The sequence below is a fragment of the Microbacterium sp. C23T genome (genome assembly GCF_053345975.1).
In genome coordinates this window covers 62,410-79,929 of sequence record NZ_JBKFBD010000008.1, presented here as the reverse complement: position 1 = coordinate 79,929, position 17,520 = coordinate 62,410, and the positions used below count along the sequence as shown (strand labels likewise).

The 17,520-nt window shown below is 71.3% G+C and carries 16 protein-coding genes; 10 read left to right on the top strand and 6 right to left on the bottom strand.

What is annotated here, in order from left to right; all coding sequences use genetic code 11:
- Positions 1-15 precede the first annotated feature (15 nt).
- Positions 16-771 carry a YrzE family protein gene (locus tag ACLBXX_RS06420; RefSeq protein ID WP_447657345.1) on the bottom strand — a complete coding sequence of 252 codons (756 nt, stop codon included), beginning with the start codon at positions 769-771 and terminating at the stop codon, positions 16-18.
- 162 nt (positions 772-933) lie between these two features.
- Between ACLBXX_RS06420 and ACLBXX_RS06415 the strand changes: the two genes are divergently transcribed.
- Complete coding sequence (locus ACLBXX_RS06415) at positions 934-1,746, top strand: alpha/beta fold hydrolase (RefSeq protein ID WP_447657344.1); 813 nt, start codon at positions 934-936, stop codon at positions 1,744-1,746.
- Entirely contained in the window at positions 1,743-2,051 is a 309-nt protein-coding gene (locus tag ACLBXX_RS06410) for a SelT/SelW/SelH family protein (protein WP_447657343.1), read from the top strand. Before ACLBXX_RS06415 ends, ACLBXX_RS06410 begins: the two co-directional genes overlap by 4 nt.
- 77 nt (positions 2,052-2,128) lie before the next feature.
- Here ACLBXX_RS06410 and ACLBXX_RS06405 read toward each other — a convergent pair whose 3' ends face one another.
- Positions 2,129-2,566, bottom strand: coding sequence for a hypothetical protein (locus ACLBXX_RS06405; protein ID WP_447657342.1), 438 nt, complete (start codon positions 2,564-2,566; stop codon positions 2,129-2,131).
- Positions 2,567-2,733: 167 nt separating this feature from the next.
- Entirely contained in the window at positions 2,734-3,804 is a 1,071-nt protein-coding gene (gene adhP, locus ACLBXX_RS06400) for an alcohol dehydrogenase AdhP (protein WP_447657341.1), read from the bottom strand.
- Between the two features lie 311 nt (positions 3,805-4,115).
- Between adhP and ACLBXX_RS06395 the strand changes: the two genes are divergently transcribed.
- The 5 genes from ACLBXX_RS06395 to ACLBXX_RS06375 all read left to right on the top strand — a co-directional run bounded on the left by ACLBXX_RS06395 (position 4,116) and on the right by ACLBXX_RS06375 (position 10,341).
- Complete coding sequence (locus tag ACLBXX_RS06395) at positions 4,116-7,277, top strand: M36 family metallopeptidase (RefSeq protein WP_447657340.1); 3,162 nt, start codon at positions 4,116-4,118, stop codon at positions 7,275-7,277.
- A 23-nt stretch (positions 7,278-7,300) separates the two neighbouring features.
- On the top strand, positions 7,301-7,699 hold the full coding sequence (locus ACLBXX_RS06390) for a hypothetical protein (RefSeq protein ID WP_447657339.1): 399 nt from the start codon (positions 7,301-7,303) through the stop codon (positions 7,697-7,699).
- Positions 7,700-7,789: 90 nt separating this feature from the next.
- Positions 7,790-9,175 carry a pyridoxal phosphate-dependent decarboxylase family protein gene (locus ACLBXX_RS06385; protein WP_447657338.1) on the top strand — a complete coding sequence of 462 codons (1,386 nt, stop codon included), beginning with the start codon at positions 7,790-7,792 and terminating at the stop codon, positions 9,173-9,175.
- 96 nt (positions 9,176-9,271) lie between these two features.
- Entirely contained in the window at positions 9,272-10,000 is a 729-nt protein-coding gene (locus ACLBXX_RS06380) for an acyl-CoA synthetase (protein ID WP_447657337.1), read from the top strand.
- The gene (locus ACLBXX_RS06375) at positions 9,997-10,341 is read left to right on the top strand and encodes an amino acid transporter (protein WP_375870307.1); all 345 of its coding nucleotides are present in this window, start codon (positions 9,997-9,999) and stop codon (positions 10,339-10,341) included. The genes ACLBXX_RS06380 and ACLBXX_RS06375 overlap by 4 nt, the downstream gene beginning before the upstream one ends.
- A 92-nt stretch (positions 10,342-10,433) precedes the next feature.
- Here ACLBXX_RS06375 and purB read toward each other — a convergent pair whose 3' ends face one another.
- Together purB and ACLBXX_RS06365 are read right to left on the bottom strand one after the other, a co-directional pair.
- Positions 10,434-11,816 carry an adenylosuccinate lyase gene (purB, locus tag ACLBXX_RS06370; RefSeq protein ID WP_447657336.1) on the bottom strand — a complete coding sequence of 461 codons (1,383 nt, stop codon included), beginning with the start codon at positions 11,814-11,816 and terminating at the stop codon, positions 10,434-10,436.
- A 47-nt stretch (positions 11,817-11,863) separates the two neighbouring features.
- A complete protein-coding gene (locus ACLBXX_RS06365; protein WP_310286741.1) occupies positions 11,864-12,367 on the bottom strand; it encodes a low molecular weight protein-tyrosine-phosphatase in 504 nt (167 codons plus the stop codon).
- 160 nt (positions 12,368-12,527) lie between these two features.
- On the opposite strand from ACLBXX_RS06365, the gene ACLBXX_RS06360 reads away from it, so the two are divergent.
- The 3 genes from ACLBXX_RS06360 to ACLBXX_RS06350 all read left to right on the top strand — a co-directional run bounded on the left by ACLBXX_RS06360 (position 12,528) and on the right by ACLBXX_RS06350 (position 17,087).
- Positions 12,528-15,146: an ExeM/NucH family extracellular endonuclease gene (locus ACLBXX_RS06360; protein WP_447657335.1), complete on the top strand. Its 2,619-nt coding sequence runs from the start codon at positions 12,528-12,530 to the stop codon at positions 15,144-15,146.
- Positions 15,147-15,285: 139 nt separating this feature from the next.
- Positions 15,286-15,588, top strand: coding sequence for a hypothetical protein (locus tag ACLBXX_RS06355; RefSeq protein ID WP_447657334.1), 303 nt, complete (start codon positions 15,286-15,288; stop codon positions 15,586-15,588).
- Positions 15,585-17,087, top strand: coding sequence for a hypothetical protein (locus ACLBXX_RS06350; protein ID WP_447657333.1), 1,503 nt, complete (start codon positions 15,585-15,587; stop codon positions 17,085-17,087). The genes ACLBXX_RS06355 and ACLBXX_RS06350 overlap by 4 nt, the downstream gene beginning before the upstream one ends.
- A gap of 1 nt (position 17,088) precedes the next feature.
- Here ACLBXX_RS06350 and ACLBXX_RS06345 read toward each other — a convergent pair whose 3' ends face one another.
- Positions 17,089-17,478 carry a phage holin family protein gene (locus ACLBXX_RS06345; protein ID WP_045301844.1) on the bottom strand — a complete coding sequence of 130 codons (390 nt, stop codon included), beginning with the start codon at positions 17,476-17,478 and terminating at the stop codon, positions 17,089-17,091.
- Positions 17,479-17,520: the final 42 nt, after the last annotated feature.

Here is a 17,520-nt window from a genome sequence, read left to right as displayed (position 1 = left end):
TTCGTACGGCGAGGCTCAGGAGCGGACGCGGTCGACGCGGTTCACGCCGTCGAGGCCCACGCGGTCGACACGGCGGTGGTAGCTCATGCCCGCCATGCCGCCCAGGACCGCGGCGACGAGCGTGATCACCGCGGCGCCGATCGCGGTCAGGATGCCGGTGAGCGTGGCCGTGTCGGCGGTCACCGGGATGCGCGGGAAGATGTCGACGTTCGCGAGGATGTCCCACCGGCCGCCGGCGATCAGTGTGATCACGGCGACGACGATCGCGATGAGGATCGCCCACAGCCAGACCGCGAACCCCTGCTTGGCGCCGCTGAACCGCGCCATGCGGCCGGCGACGTAGCCCCCGGCGAAGTAGGCGATGAACAGCACGACGGCGATGGCGATCGCGCCGATGATGGTCGCTCCGCCGATGTTGCCGGCCGCGGCCTCGGTGGCGTCGTCGACAGCCTGGGGCGAGGTGAGGCCTGTGGCAGCGCCGATCGCGGCGACCACGGCGGTCAGCGCGACGAGCGCGCCGAGTGCCGTGAGCCAGCCGAAGAAGGCACTGCCGAACTTGATCCCGCCGAAGCGCTCGCGCTCACGTCCGACGACGACGTCGCGCAACGACGCCTCGCGGGTCTCGGTGACGCTGTCGATGTCACGGGCGCGACGCGCCTCCTGGGCGTCCGGCACGCCGTCGCCGTCGCGATCGCGCACCACGTCGGCGTCGCGGTCGCGGTAGATGCGCTCGGTGTCGTCGGCGACGCCGTCGCGGTTGTCGGTGCTCATGACGTGAACGTAGGGGAGCACGCCCTGACACTCAGCCCGGTTGATATCCGGCACGGTGCGAGGTAACCTGTCCGGCCTTTCCGCCCGGGCGGAAAGGACTGGGGACCCTCCCGCGTCGCCGTGCTGCGGGTGAGCGCGCGGGGGCGGGAGCAGAATGGCGATATGGATGCCGTCGCCCCGATCCTGCGCACCGAGATGCCGCCGCCCAGCTACATCATGTCGGCCGAGGGGTACCAGCTTGCGACCTACACCTGGGGCGAGCCCGACGCCGACCCCGTGCTGTGCGTGCACGGGTTCGCGTCGAGCTGCCGCGACAACTGGGTCGAGACCGGCTGGGTGCGCATGCTCACGGGCGCCGGGTATCGCGTCATCGGCGTCGATCAGCGCGGCCACGGCGCGAGCGACAAGCCCGATGATCCCGTCGCCTACTCGATGAGCGCCTTCGTCGGCGACCTGATCGCCGTGCTCGACACGTATCTCGTCGACGACGTCCGCTACGTCGGCTACTCGCTCGGGGCGCGGGTCGGCTGGCAGCTCGCGGTCGACGCCCCGGAGCACGTGAGCCGCGCGGTGCTGGGCGGCATCCCGGACGGCCGCCCGCTCGGACGGCTGCGCATCGAACAGGCACGCGCGTATGCCGAGGAGGGCATACCCGTCGAGGATCCGGTCACCCAGGACTACGTGAAGCTCGCAGAGCGTGTGCCCGACAACGATCTGCGCGCCCTGATCGCGCTCGCCGAGGGCATGCGGTTCGGCGACGCCGACCCCGACCCCGAGCGGCCCCCGCGCCAGCCGGTGCTGTTCGCGACGGGCACGGAGGATGCGATCCTGGAGCGCTCGCGGACGCTGGCCGCGACGGCGCCGAACGGCCGGTTCCTCGAGATCCCGGGGCGGCACCACTTCAACGCCCCCGGCTCGCGGGCGTTCCGCGATGCGGCCGGGGAGTTCCTGGCGGCGGACGGGACGGGCGCATGACCCACCGCATCCGTGTCGTCTACTGCACCCAGTGCGCGTGGATGCTCCGTGCGGCATGGGTCGCGCAGGAGCTCCTGACCACCTTCCAGGACGAGCTCATGGGCGGCGGCGCGACCCTCGAGCCGGGTACCGGCGGCATCTTCGAGGTCTACGCCGACGACGAGCTCGTCTGGTCCCGCAAGGCCGACCGCGGCTTCCCCGACATCGTGGCGCTGAAGCGCCGGGTGCGGGACCGCATCGCTCCCGGCCGGGCCCTCGGCCACGCCGATCGCGCCGCCGCGACCCCGGCCGCCCCCGACATCTGAGACACGCACGACCGCGGGGCGCAGCATCCGTGTCGATGAAGGATGCTGCGCCCCGCGGTACGTCGGTCGCGTTCGGTTCAGGCCACGGCGGCCGCGACGAGCTCGGTGATCTTCTTCTCGACGGCGGGCGTCCAGGCGAGCACCGCGAAGCCGGTCGACCAGAAGTCGCCGTCGTCGAGGTGGGCCGTCTCGTCGAACTGGATGGTCGCGTAGCGGGTCTTGAACTTCGAGGCCGGCTGCGTGAAGACGACGACCTTGCCGGCCGCGTTCGCGTAGGCCGGGAAGCCGTAGTAGGTCTTGGGCACGAGGTCGGGGGCGACCTCGCCGACCACCTTGTGCAGGCCCTCGGCGATGTCGCGATCGGTGCCCTCGAGCTTCTCGATCGCCTCGCGGACCTGCTTGGTGCCCGCCTCGCGGCTCTTGCCCGCCTTGGCCTGGTCGCGCAGCTCCTTCGCGCGGTTCTTGACCGCCTCGCGCTCCTCCTGCGACAGTCCGTCGGATGCCGTCTTCGCCATGATGCTCCTCCTCACGCTCGTGGGCGCCTTCGCGTCCCGTGATCCTCACGCTACCGAGGCGCTCCGGAGGGTGCTTCTCCATTCCTGCTTGATCGTGATGGCCGTGGCACGACGCAGGGGCGAGACATCCGCCCCGCCCCTGCGCCTCCCGCGTCACCCCGCCGCTGTCACTCGAACTGCATCACGATGCGGCCGTCGATCCTGCCGTGCTCCATGCGCTCGAAGATGTCGTTGATGTCGTCGATCGACTCCACCGCGACGGTCGGGTGGATCTCGCCCCGCGCATAGAAGTCCAGCGCCTCGATCATGTCCTGGCGCGTGCCGACGATGGATCCGCGGATCGTGATCGCGCGGAGCACGATGTCGAAGATGTCCGCGGGGAAGTCCCCCGGAGGAAGGCCGTTGAACACGATGGTCGCGCCGCGGCGCGCGACGCCCAGCGCCTGACCGAAGGCCTTCGGGTGCACGGCGGTGACGAGCACGCCGTGCGCGCCGCCCGTCTGCTCCTGAACGACGGCGGCCGGGTCCTGCGTGAGCGCGTTGACCGTGAGTTCGGCGCCGTGGCGGCGGGCGAGCTCGAGCTTGGCGTCGTCGATGTCGACGGCGGCGACCCGCAGGCCCATGGCGCGCGCGTACTGGACCGCGATGTGGCCGAGTCCGCCGATGCCCGAGATCACGACCCACTCGCCCGGGCGGGCCTCGGTCATCTTGAGGCCCTTGTAGACGGTGACGCCGGCGCACAGGATCGGCGCGACCTCGACGGGGTCGGCACCGTCGGGGATGCGGGCGGCGAAGCGCTCGTCGACGAGCATGTACTCGCCGAAGCTGCCGTCGACGGAGTACCCGCCGTTCTGCTGGTCGGGGCACAGCGTCTCCCACCCGGTGCGGCAGAACTCGCAGACGCCGCAGGCGCTCCAGAGCCACGCGTTGCCGACGAGGTCGCCGACAGCGAGCGACGTGACGCCGTCGCCGAGGGCGACGACGCGGCCGTACCCCTCGTGCCCGGGGATGAGGTCGGTCTTGGGGGCGACCGGCCAGTCGCCGCGGGCGGCGTGGAGGTCGGTGTGGCACACGCCGGTGGTCAGCACCTTGACGAGCGCCTGGCCGGGGCCGGGCGTGGGGATGGGCACGTCGCGCACGTCGAGAGGTCGGTCGGGCGCGGTGACCACGGCTGCGCGCATCGTGCCGGTGGGGGTCGCGGTGCCGTGTGCTGCGTGCGAGTCGGTCAGGATCGTCATCGATATCACTTCCCTGGGGCGGGCGTTCGCCGCCCTCTGATGCGACGGTAGGCGCGCGTACGTTGCACGACGTTGCGGTGCACCGGTCGCGACGCGAGGGTGCCGTTTCGCCAGGTCTCTTGTGGCGAACCGAGACCAGGACTAGCGTGACGGGCGCTACGGACCGGCTTCGGCACCGTTCGGGGGTGCGCCGGCCCGCCGGGGGGCGATTCGCCATGTCTGTGCGACCGCGGGTTTTTTCTATCGGGATCGGGGCTCTTCTGGTCGGAGGCCTGTTCGCGTCGGGGCTCTCTCCTGCCGCGGCGGCACCCGTGGACGACACCGGGCAACCGCCGTCCGTCACGATCGATCCGGCGAGCGGCCGCGTCGTGGCGGACCCGTCGTCGGCGGCGTTCACGGGACCGAGCGAGGCGTCGCCGGGCGACGTCGCCCTCGGCTACGTGCGGGCGCACGCCGGTGATTTCGGGCTCGCCGGGGACGCAGCATCCGGGATCTACGTCCACAAGGAGCTCGCCCTCTCGAACGGGTCGACGGCCGTCCATCTGGGCCAGCGCATCGACGGGCTGCGCGTGCGCGACGCGGTCATGACCGTCGTCGTCGCCGCCGACGGCCGGGTGCTGTCGGTCGCGGGGTTCCTGGCGCCCGGTGACGGCACCGGCACGCGCGCCGCACTCACGGCGCAGGCCGCGATCGACGTCGCCGCCGACGCGCAGGACGCCGATGCGACCCGGCCGCTGCGCGAGGCCGCGACGCGGTCGCCCGCACCGCAGGAGTACCCGAACGTGTATGCCGAGGGCCTGACGGACCCGGCGCCCGTGACGTCGGAGCTCGTCTGGTACCCGGGCGAGGACGGCACGTCGCTGCGGCTCGCGTGGCTCACCGACATCGAGTCGTCGGGCCAGGCGTGGTTCGAGACGGTCGTCGATGCGAACACCGGCGAGGTCATCGATCAGCGGAGCCGTTACGCGCACGCCGCTCCCGAGGGCGACGTGTTCCGCGAGGAGCACCCCGAGGCGGCGGGCGCGACGCGCCAGACCACCTCGTTCTCGGGCATCAACGGCACATGGGTCGACGACCGCACGACGAACGGCAACAACGTCAACGCGTACCTCGACCGCAACGACGACGACGCGAACAACGAGTACCAGCCGCAGACGCCGGCGAACGGCGACCCCGGCTACCAGCAGTTCCTCTACGCGTGGACGGATGCTTGGCGCACCACCGCCGACGTGGACTCGCTCGTCGCGCTCGACGCCGACCGCGACGCGATCATCACGCAGCTCTTCTACTACACGAACGTCATGCACGACTGGCTGTACGGCCACGGGTTCGACGAGGCGAGCGGCAACTTCCAGGTCGACAACTTCGGCAACGGCGGCTCGGGCGGCGACCCGGTGCTGGCCGAGGCGCAGGACGGCTGGGACTTCGGCTGCATCGACGACCAGGACACTCCGGCGCCGGGCGACGACGTGCCCGTGCGCTGCCTGAACAATGCGAACTTCGGCACTCCGGCCGAGGGCACCAGCCCGCGCATGCAGATGTACATGTGGGCGCCGGGCCGCCCGTTCCGCGACGGCGACATGGACGGCGACGTCATCGCGCACGAGTACGGGCACGGCGTCTCGAGCCGCCTGGTCGGCGGCGGGGCGCTCGGCTACAACGACTTCGACCAGCGCGGTGCGCTCGGCGAGGGTTGGAGCGACGTGATCTCGTTCCTGAAGTGGGACGACGCCGTGGTCGGCGAGTACGTCACGGGCGATGCCGTCAACGGCATCCGCTCCGTCGGCTACGACATCTCGACCCGCACGTACCAGTCGTACAACACGACGTCGACCAGCGGCCACGGCAACGGCGAGATCTGGGCGGCGACGATCTACGACATCCGCGAGCTGTTCCCCGGCGGCGCCGAGGCGCTCGCCACGCTCGTCCTCGACGGCATGAAGGCGACGCCCGCGAGCCCGAACTACATCGATGCGCGCAACGCCCTGCTCACCGCCGACGGCGGCGCGAACAAGTGCCTCATCTGGTCGGCGTTCGCGGGCCGCGGGCTCGGCACCGCGTCCACCACCGGCCTCGACACCGTGCCCACGGCGAGCTCCGCCGTGCCGGCCGAGTGCGAGCCGACCGCCGACGCCGGCGGCCCGTACGTGACGCCGGAGGGCACGGACGCCGTGCTCGACGGCACCGGCTCCGCCACGGGCAGCGACCCCAGCGCCGGGGCGATCGCCACGTACGCGTGGGACCTCGACAACGACGGCGCCTACGACGACGCGACCGGCGCGTCGCCGTCGTTCACCGCGGTCGGCCAGGACGGCGTCTATCCCATCGGCCTCCAGGTCACCGACGCGTTCGGCCGCACGTCCACTGCGACGAGCACGGTCACCGTCACCAACGTGGCGCCGACCGTGTCGATCGACGCCATCGCGCCGATCGACGAGTTCGGGGCGGTGACCGTCTCGGGCACCGTCACCGACCCCGGCTGGCTCGACGACCTGTCGGCCACGATCTCGTACGACGACGGGGCGGCCGCCGTCGCACTCCCGGGCGTCGAGGAGAACACGCGACCCGACGCCACGCTGACCTTCTCGGTGCAGCACCAGTACGGCGATGACGGGGCGTACACGGTCGAGGTGTGCGCGGCCGACGACGACACCACCGGCAACTGCGACACCGCGGTGGCCGCCGTGGCGAACGTCGATCCCACCGCGACGATCGACTCGTCTGGCGAGGAGGTCTACGACGGCAAGAGCGCGTTCGTCGTCGAGGCGGGCGAGGACCTCACGGTGCCCGCCGGCTCGACCGATCCGGGCAGTGACGACCTCACCCTCACGTGGGAGTGGGGCGACACGACGAGCGACAGCGAGACGTCGCTCGTGAACCCGCCGGCGTCCGACCCGCTGAAGTCGCCCAGCGTGCAGCCGCGCGACATCACCCTCGAGGCGACCCACGCGTACACCGACGCGTGCCTGTACGAGCTGGGCGTGACCGCCGAGGACGACGACGGCGGCGTCTCGGCGACCGATACGGCGGCCGTCATCATCACCGGCAACGCCACCGTGTCGAAGGGCCACGGCTGGTGGCTCAACCAGTACCGCGTCAAGAAGTCGAACGACTTCACTCCCGCGGAGCTGCAGTGCTACCTCGACATCGTGGGCTACTTCAGCCTGGTCTTCGACGAGGGGAAGGATGCCTCGACCCGGGCCGCCGCGACGCTCGTGCTGAACAACCCGGCGAAGGCGCCCGCCGACGTCATCTTCGATCAGCACGCGCTCGGGGCGTGGCTCAACTTCGCGAACGGCTCGGTGAGCCTCGACACCCCCGTGGACACCGACCGCAACGGCAGCCTCGACAGCACGTTCGGAGCCGTCATGCTGGCGGCCGAGACCGTGCGCATGAACCCGGCATCGACGTCCGCGCAGATCAAGGCGCAGAAGGACATCGTCGAGCGGATCGCGACGCAGAGCGGCGACTGAGACGAGCGGGAGGCGAGGGTGCGGTGAGAAGGCGATGGCTGCCCACCCTCCTCCTGCTCGCCGCGCTCGCGGGCTGCGCGAGCGGGGAGCCGCCTACGGAGGCGACCACGGCCGGCCCTGAGTCCGCGCCGGCCGAGCCGTCGCCCTCGGCGACGGCCCCCGCGCCCCGGTTCATCGGACCCGCCGACGACGGCCGCACGTTCGCGATGACGGTCGGGCAGACGACGACGCTGCGGATCACCGATGCTGAGGCCCCCGAGCCGGAGGCGGTCGGCACCGCCGTGCTGCTCATCCCCGTGACCAACGTCACGGCCGCCGGGGCGCGCGAGTGGGAGGTGCGCGCGGTGGAACCGGGCACCGCGGTCGTCCGGTCGACGGGCGAGCCCTCGTGGGAGATCTCGCTGACGGTGGCGGAGGGCTGACGGGGTGGACGGGTGCCTCCCCCCGGCCTCCCTTGAACGCCGCCGCGCGCCCCTCTAGCGTGAGGTGTCACCCGATCGCCAGGAGCACCCATGACCTCGCCCACCGCCCCGGAGGAGATGCACGCCATCTCGGCCGACACCCGTCACACCGTCGAGGACGTGCTGGAGTACGCGCGGCGCCGGGCCCTCTACGAGGACGTGCCGCTCGACAAGCCGATGACCCCGCGCGACCTGGAGCGCCTGGCGTCCGGTTCGATCACCCCCGAGGGCATCGGCTCGCGGCGCGCGATCGCCCTCTTCGAGAACGTCCTCGCCCCGGCGTGCGTGTCGACCGACCACCCCGGGTACCTCTCGTTCATCCCCTCGGCGCCGAGCAAGGCCTCGCTCGCGTTCGACGTCGTGGTCTCGGCATCCGCCATCTACGGAGGCTCGTGGGTCGAGGGTGCCGGCGCGGTGTTCGCCGAGAACGAGGTGCTGCACTGGCTCGCGAAGGAGTTCGGCCTGCCGGCGGGCGCGGGCGGCGTGTTCGTGCAGGGCGGCACGATCGGCAACCTCTCGGCCCTTGTGACGGCTCGGGATGCTGCGCGCCGCCGCGCGGCGGACGAGGGACGCGCGACCCCGCCGCGGTGGGTCGTCGTGTGCAGTGCCGAGGCACACTCGTCGATCGCGTCGGCCGCGGCCGTCATGGACGTCGACGTCGCGACGGCCGAGGTGGACGCGAACGGGCGCCTGCACGGTGACGCCGTCGCCCGCGTGCTGGACGAGCACGGAGACGCGGTGTTCGCGGTCGTCGCCACCGGAGGCACGACCAACTTCGGCATCGTCGACGACATCGCGAGCGTCGGCGCCCTCGCGCGCGAGCGCGGCATCTGGTTCCACGTCGACGGCGCGTACGGCCTCGCGGCGATGCTCGTCGAGAGCATGCGGCCCGTCTTCGCGGGCGTCGAGCTCGCGGACTCGGTCATCGTCGACCCGCACAAGTGGCTGTTCGCGCCCTTCGACGCGTGCGCGCTGATCTACCGGGAGCCCGCCCTCGCGCTGTCGGCCCACACGCAGAAGGCCGAGTACCTCGACACCCTCACCGGCAAGCCGGACTGGAACCCGTCCGACCTCGCCGTGCAGCTCACCCGCCGGGCACGAGGCCTGCCGATGTGGTTCTCGCTCGCGACTCACGGCACCGACCAGTACCGCGCCACGATCGAGTACGGCATCGACCTCGCGCGCCGCATCGCCGATGAGATCGAGTCGCGCGAGGGCCTCTCGCTCGTACGCGACCCGCAGCTGTCGGTCGTGGTGTTCCGTCGCGAGGGCTGGACGCTCGCCGACTACGAGGCGTGGTCGAGCCGGCTGCTCGAGGAGCAGCACGCGTTCGTCGTGCCGAGCTCCCACGCCGGCGAGCCCGTGCTGCGATTCGCGATCATCTCGCCGCTGACCACGTTCGAGCTGCTGACGGCGATCCTCGACACCCTGGACTGAGGCCTCCGACGGTGCCCGGAAGCTCCCAGCCTCCGCGCACGTAGACTGGAGGCATCCGTTCTCGTCCCTGAGAACCCGCCGCTCCGCAGGATCACCGTGACCTCAGCCGATTCCCGCACGTTCGCCGTGCGCCACGTGCAGCTCGCACGCGCCGCGTTCGCGGCGCTCGCGGCACTCATGATCACGTTCTCGCCCGACCATTCCGCCCTGGTCGGCAGCTCGGTGTTCAGCGGCTTCGCGATCGCCACCGGCCTCGTGCTGCTGCTCGCGGTGTGGCTGGTCTACCCGAAGGGACTCCGCTGGTCGTCAGCCGCGCTCGGCGGTGTCGCCATCGTCGCGGGCATGGCGAGCGGACTCCTCCCGCTCCGCACCGTCACCGGCTACTTCGTCATCGTGATCGCGTGGGCGCTCATCAGCGGCGTCCTCGAGCTCATCGCGGGCTGGCGCGGCCTCCGCGGCCGCCGCGAGCGGCGCGAGATCGCGCCCGGCGTCGCCGATGCGCGGCCCGCCGCGCTCGTCGGTCCGCGCTCGGAGAGCCGCGACGCGGCGGTCGTCGGCGCCCTGACGATCCTCCTCGGCATCGCGCTGCTGTTCGTGCAGCCCGCGTACGCGCTGGACTACACGATCGAAGAGGCCCACGCGACGTTCACGCTCACCGGCATCACGATCGGCGTCGGCCTGTTCGGCGGCTACGCCGCGATCGTCGCCGTGTACCTCGGCATCGCCGGCTTCTCGCCGCGCCCGGCCGAGTCCGCCGACACCCCTGACTTCACGGCGGGGGCGTCCGCGTCCGCCGATCCCACCCCGCAGAAGGACTCCGCGTGAGCCACGAAAGCCCCACCCGCCGCGACCTCATGAAGCCCCTGCAGCTGCTCGGGCTGGCCTTCGCAGCCGCTCTGTTCGCGGGAATCGTGACGCTCGTGTCGATGGGCTTCTTCCAGCAGCGCGCCGCCGGCGAGGCGGAGCGCGCGGTCGTCACGGCGCTCGTCATCGCCGGCATCAGCTTCATCGCGGTGCTGCTGATCGTGTCGCTGCTCCTGCTGGCGGTCGACCCCGCCCAGGTGACGAAGCAGATCGACAAGCCGGTGCTCTTCGACGAGAAGTCCGACGAGCCGGAGCAGGGCGAGAAGCCGGATGCCGCAGCATCCGGCGACCCGAAGGCCTGAGCTTCGCGACACCCCGCGCCGAGAATCGCGAAAGGGGCGATCTCCGCACGCGGAGATCGCCCCTTTCGCGTCCCGAGGACGCCGGATCCAGGTCAGCCGAGCTCGTCGACCAGCTGCGACGCGAGCCCGTCGTAGGTCGCGGGCGTGAGGGCGAGCAGGCGCTCCTTCGCCTCGTCGCCGATGTCGAGTCCGCGCACGAACTCCGCGAGTTCGTGGGCGCCGACGCGACGGCCTCGGGTGAGGTCCTTGAGGAGCGCGTAGGGGTCGCTGATCTGCGAGCGGCCGGCGGCGATCTCGGCGCGCACGACCGTCTGGATGGCCTCGGCGAGGACTTCCCAGTTCTGGTCGAGGTCGGCCAGCAGCACGTCCTCGGCGAGCGAGATCTCCTTGAGGCCGCGCTGCAGGTTGTCGAGCGCGAGCAGCGAGTGCCCGAACGCGACGCCGATGTTGCGCTGCGTCGTCGAGTCGGTGAGGTCGCGCTGCAGGCGGCTCGTGACGAGCGTCTGCGAGAGGGTCGCGAGGAGGCCCCCCGAGATCTCGAGGTTCGCCTCGGCGTTCTCGAACCGGATCGGGTTGATCTTGTGCGGCATCGTCGACGAGCCGGTGGCGCCGGCCACCGGGATCTGCGTGAAGTAGCCGATCGAGATGTACGTCCAGATGTCGGTCGCGAGGTTGTGCAGGATTCCACCGGCGTGACGGGCGCGGTCGTACAGCTCGACCTGCCAGTCGTGCGACTCGATCTGGGTCGTGAGGATGTTGAAGTCGAGGCCCAGGCCCTCGATGAACGCGCGCGAGACCTCGGGCCAGTCCACGTCGGGCGCGGCCGACAGGTGCGCCGACCACGTGCCGGTGGCGCCCGAGAACTTCGCGAGGTACTCGCCGGCCTCGATCTGGTCGGCGACGCGGGCGAGGCGCCACGCGAACACGCCGAGCTCCTTGCCCATGGTCGAGGGCGTCGCCGGCTGGCCGTGCGTGCGCGAGAGCATCGCGGCGTCGCGGTGGTTCACCGCGAGCTCGGCGAGTGCGGCGATGACGGCGCGCAGCTTCGGCAGCCACACGCGCTGCACCGCGCGCTGCACGGTGAGGGCGTACGACGTGGAGTTGATGTCCTCGCTGGTGCACGCGAAGTGCGTGAGCTCGGCGATGGCGTCGAGGCCGAGCGCCGAGAGGCGGTCGCGCACCAGGTACTCGACGGCCTTGACGTCGTGCCGGGTCACCGACTCCTTCTCGGCGAGCCAGTCGATCTCGGCCTGCCCGAACTCGAGGTAGAGCGCCCGCAGGCGCTCCTTGTCGGCGTCGGCGAGCGGCGACGTGCCGAACAGCGAGCGATCCGTGAGGGCGATGAGCCACTCCACCTCGACCTCGACGCGGGCGCGGTTCAGGCCCGCCTCCGAGAGGTACTCGCCGAGCTCGCTCACGGCGGGGCGGTAGCGCCCGTCGAGGGGACTGAGCGGCTGAGGAGGCAGAGAAGTCATGGGGGCTCCCGTCGGTATCGCCGAAGACGACCGTCGATCCGGTGTCTTCACACCGGGCGGATGGCGGGTTCGAGTTGCCGGAAGAGCGCCCGGCTCGCGCTCTCGATCATACCGAGCACCTCGTCGAACATTCCGGGGCCCGCGTAGTACGGGTCGGGGACGTCGAGGGTGCGGGCCGAGGGATCGAACGCCAGCAGCAGGGCGATCTTGTCGGCGTCGCCCTCGGTGCGGGCCCAGCCGCGCAGGATCCGCTCGTGGCTGCGATCGAGCGCCACCACGAGGTCGCTGCGCGCGAAGTCCGAGTGCGTGAACTGCCGCGCGCGGTGGTGCGAACCGTCGTAGCCGGCGCGCTCCAGCGCCTCGATCGTGCGGAGGTCGGCCTGCTCGCCGACGTGCCAGTCGCCGGTCCCGGCGCTCGTCGAGGCGACGCGGGAACCGAGGCCCGAGGCATCCGCGAATCCCCGGAACACCACCTCCGCCATCGGCGAGCGGCAGATGTTCCCCGTGCACACGAACACGACGCGGAAGGGCGTCGCGTCGGTCGCGGTCATGAGTTCCATTCTGGACCGAGCAGACACCGAACGTTAAGGAGTTCTCCTCTCAGGGTCTTTCGATGACGGATGCTGCTCCCCTAGCTTGTGACGAATGGGCGGCGACCAGGCTGTCCTTCCCCACGCGGTCCACAGACCGCCGTCATCCTGTGGAGGTTTCGTGTCCCCAGCACCCCGTCCCATCGCCGCTGCGATCGCAGCCGCGGCGCTCGCCGCCGGAGGAGTCGTGGCATTCGCTGCGCCCGCGGCCGCAGCATCCGGTGATCTGTTCATCAGCGAGTACGTCGAAGGCTCGTCGAACAACAAGGCCATCGAGGTCTACAACCCCGGCACGACGGCGGTCGACCTCGCCGCCGCGGGATACAAGCTGCAGCAGTACTCCAACGGAAGCGCCACCGTCAGCCTGACGATCAACCTGACCGGCACGGTCGCCGGCGGGGATGTCTTCGTGTTCTCCCACGCGCTCGCCAACGCGGCCATCCTGGCTCAGGCCGACCAGTCGGCGAACCTCGGGCTCTTCAACGGCAATGACGCCGTCGCCCTGGTCAAGGGCACCGAGATCGTCGACGTCATCGGTCAGATCGGTGTCGACCCCGGTTCCCAGTGGGGCACCGGGCTCGCGTCGACGATGGACAACACGCTGCGCCGCAACGCGAACATCGTGCAGGGCGACACGAACGGCTCGGACGCGTTCGATCCCGCCGTCGAATGGACCGGCTTCGCCAACGACACGTTCGACGGCCTCGGCTGGCACCTGACTCCTCCCGACCCCGATCCCGGGCCCGTGGCGGACTGCGCAGCGACCCCCGTGACGATCGGCTCCGTCCAGGGCTCCGGTGCGGCGTCGCCGATCCAGGGGCAGGACGTGCTGATCGAGGGCGTCGTCGTGGGCGACTTCCAGACCGGCGGATTCGACGGGTACTACGTGCAGGACGCGGGTGACGGCAACGCCGCGACCTCCGACGGCATCTTCGTGTACGCGCCGGGCGGCGCGCCGGTGGACGTGGGCGACAGCGTCAGCGTCGCCGGCGAGGTCGCGGAGTTCTTCGGCCTCACGCAGGTCGTGGCCGCCGACGTCGAGGTGTGCGCGACCGACCAGGCGCTGCCGACGGCGACGCCGCTCACCCTCCCGGCGACGAACGCGCAGCGCGAGGCGCTCGAGGGCATGTACGTGACGCTGCCGCAGAACCTCGCGATCGGCGAGACGTTCGAATACGGCCGCTTCGGCACGATCACCCTCACCAACGGCCGCCTCGACACGCCGACCGCGGTCGTCGAGCCGGGGGCTGCGGCCAACGCGCTCGCCGCCGCCAACCTCGAGAACAGCATCACGCTGGACGATGGCCGCGGCAGCCAGAACCCCGACCCGGCCATCCACCCGGACGGCGCGGTCTTCACGCTCGACCACTCGTTCCGCAGCGGCGACCTCGTCCAGAACGCCACCGGCATCCTGGACTACCGCTTCGACACGTGGGGGGTCCAGCCGACCGAGGGTGCCGACTTCACCGTCGCCAACGCGCGGACCGGCGTGCCCGACGTGGGCGGCGACCTGAAGATCTCGAGCTTCAACGTGCTGAACTACTTCACCTCGATCGATCCGACGCCGACCAACTCGAACGACGACGACTACTACCGAGGTGCGGACACGGCCGAGGAGTTCCAGCGCCAGCAGGACAAGATCGTCGCTGCGCTCGCCGCGATCGACGCCGACGTGTTCGGCCTCCTCGAGATCGAGAACAACGGCACCGCGGTCCAGGCGCTGGCCGACGCGCTGAACACGAAGGTGGGTCCGGGCACCTACGTGCCGGTGATCACCGGCGTGATCGGCACGGACGCGATCACCACGGCGGTCATCTACAAGCCGTCGACGGTGACCCCCGTCGGGGCGTACCAGCTGATGACGAGCGCGGTCGACCCGACCTGGTCGGACGCGCGGCACCGCCCCGCGGTCACGCAGCGGTTCGCGTCGACCGAGACGGGCGAGGAGTTCGTGGTGTCGGTCAACCACCTGAAGTCGAAGGGCTCGGCATGCTCCGAGAGCCCCGACCTCGGTGACGGCCAGGGCAACTGCAGCGCGTCGCGCACGGCGGCCGCCACGGCGCTCACGAAGTGGCTCAACGAGACGGTGGCTCCTGACGGTCGTGCGATCGTCATCGGCGACCTGAACTCGTACGACCACGAGGATTCGATCGACGCGTTCGTCGCGGGCGGCTTCACCGACCTCGAGAAGCAGTTCAACGGCGAGCACGCGTACTCGTACATCTTCGACGGCCAGCTGGGCTACCTCGACTACGCGCTCGCGCAGCCCGCGCTCACCGCGGACGTGTCGGGAGTCTCGTCGTGGCACATCAACTCCGACGAGCCGAGCCTGATCGACTACGACATGTCGTTCAAGCTCCCGGCCCAGGACGCGCTGTATGCGCCGGACGCCTACCGTTCGAGCGACCACGACCCGGTGATCGTCGGGCTCGACCTGACGCCGCCCGACACGACGGATCCGACCATCGATGTGACGGCCGACCCGGAGCTGATCTGGCCGCCGAACAACAAGATGCGCACGGTGGAGTTCACGATCGACGCGGCCGATGACCGCGGCGACGTGACCGTCGAACTCACCGACGTGAGCGTCTCGGGCGCGAAGGCGTCGTGGACCCAGGTCGACGACGACACGTTCACGGTCAAGGCCGCGAAGGGCGCCGTCTACCGCTTCACCTGGACGGCGACGGATGCCGCGGGCAACACCGCGACCGACACGGTCGAGGTGGTCGTGGGCAAGTAGCCCGCGATCGCTCCGCCCGGAGGGGCGTCGCTCTGAAAGGAGCGGCGCCCCTCCTCCACATCCGGGGTGGGGCGCTGCGCCGTGAACAGATCGTCGCTCGCGCGGCCACGGGAAGGTCGCTCCCCGCGACGATCGACGGGTGACACTGCTTGAACCGGCCGCCGATGCGGCTTCTCACCATCTCGCCCAGGTCGCGCGCGAGCTCGCGCGGATCATCGACCGGATCGCCGATGCCGCGTTCGTCGCCCGCGGGCTCGCCGACGCCGTCGACTGGCAGGCGAAGGCCGCCACCGCGTTCCACGATCGGGCGACGTCGTGGGCGGGCGACGTGTCCGGCCTCGCGTGCCTGGCCGAGACGGCCCGGTACGACGTCTCCCGGGCACGGGACCGCGCCGCGTTCGCGGGCTCCTTCCCCGGCCTCTTCCCGGGGGCGGCGCGATGAGCGACACGAAGCCCGGCCCGAACCTCCTCGATCCCGAGCTGGCGCCCGAGGTGGGGCGCCTCGGCCCGAACGAGGGCGCCATCGGCCTCCTCGCCGAGCACTGGCCGCGCGTCGACGACGGCCTGCAGATCCGCGGCGGGGGCGCCGTCGCCGTCGACACCGCGACGCTCTCGGCAGCGGCGGTCCGCTTCGACACCTCGCGGGAGGAGCTCACCTCGATCGGCCGGCGACTGCGCGCGCTCCGCGCCGAGCTGGGGGCGCACCCCGAGTACACCGCAGATGCGCGGGCCGCAGCATCCGTCCTCGCCGCGAAGCTCGACGCGGTGGAGGTCGAGGCCGACGAGATCGCCGCGGCACTGAGGCAGGCCGGCTGGGCGTACGAGATGGTGGAGATCGAGGCGGCGCACCGCGCCGCCGCGCTCGCCGGCGACACCGACCGTGCGCAGCGCCTCGACGCCCGCATGACCGCTCTCGTCGACGCGCACCCCGACGCGTGGCGCATGGCCCTCGGAGCGCAGTTCGAGCGCGCCGTTATGTGGCCGTCCGAGCTCGTCCGCCAGGCCACGCAGTGGGGCGTCGCAGCGGGTGGCGAGGTCAGCGACCCCGGTTCGGTCGTTGTCGGCGGTGCGGCGGGGCTGCTCACCCTGGGCGGCGCGGCGGTCGTGGGGCTCTCGGGCGCCGGCCTGGTGTCCCGCGACGCGCGGCTCTCGGGCACGGCGGGGCCGGTCACGGTGACCCCGGTCGCAGCAGGCCCGCCGGCGGGCGCGACCTCGGCCGGCATCGCCGCGTCCCCGCCGTCGCGGTCGCCCGCATCGGTGGCGCCGCAGAGCCTGGCCGCCGTGACGGAACGGATGCCGGGGGCCGGTGACTCGCGAGTGCGCGTCGAGCGGTACACGATGCCCGACGGATCGCGGCAGTACGCCGTGTACCTCGCCGGCATGCAGTCGTTCGACGTCGGAGGCGAGGAACCCTGGGACAACGCCTCCAACGTGGAGCTGTACGCGGGGCAGAGGTCGGACTCGTACACGGCCACCCAGGCGGCGCTCGCCCAGGCGGGCGTGCAGCCGGGCGACGCCGTGCACCTTTTCGGGTTCTCGCAGGGGGCCATGATCGCCGGGCACCTGGCGCTGGAGGGCGGCTACGACACGCAGACGCTGGTCTCGATCGGGTCGCCCGTCGACACCGACGTCGGATCGGGCACCCTCAGCGTGACGCTGCGGCACACCGACGACCCGGTCGCCGGCCTCGCGGGCGGCGGTCACGCCGCCGCGGTCGGCGCGCCCGGGAGCTTCGTCGCGGAGCGGGTCTTCGATCCCGACGTCGGCACCGACGAGCCCCGGCTGCCCGCGCATCGGCTCAACGCCTACGCCGAGACGGCGGCCCTGGTGGATGCCTCGACCGACCCGCGGGTCGACGCGTTGCGCGGCGTCTTCGCCGAGCTCGCGCGCGCCGAATCGGTCGAGGTGACCGAGTACGCGGCGACCCGCGGTGCGGGGTGAGTCAGTCCTTGCGCGGGCGGATGATGATGCCGACGACCCAGTTGATGAGGGTGATGATGATCGCCGCGACGACGCCCCACCAGAAGTCCTCGACCCGCAGGCCCCAGTTCCAGAAGCTCGTGAACCACGCGGTGAGCCACAGCAGGAACGCGTTGATGAGGAGGCCGATGAGGCCCAGCGTCAGGATGTAGAGCGGGAACGCCAGCACCTTGATGACGGTGCCGATGATCGTGTTCACGAGCGCGAAGATCGCGGCGACGATCAGCAGCGTCAGGATCAGCTGGAGCGTCTCGCCGGGCGGGAACGGGATGACCGAGACCTGGAGCGCCGGGATCAGGGTGACGACCCAGATCGCGAAGGCGTTGATGACCACGCGGATGAGGAAGCCCATAGTCCGCCAGTCTTCCACGCCCGCGCCCGCGACCGATAGGAG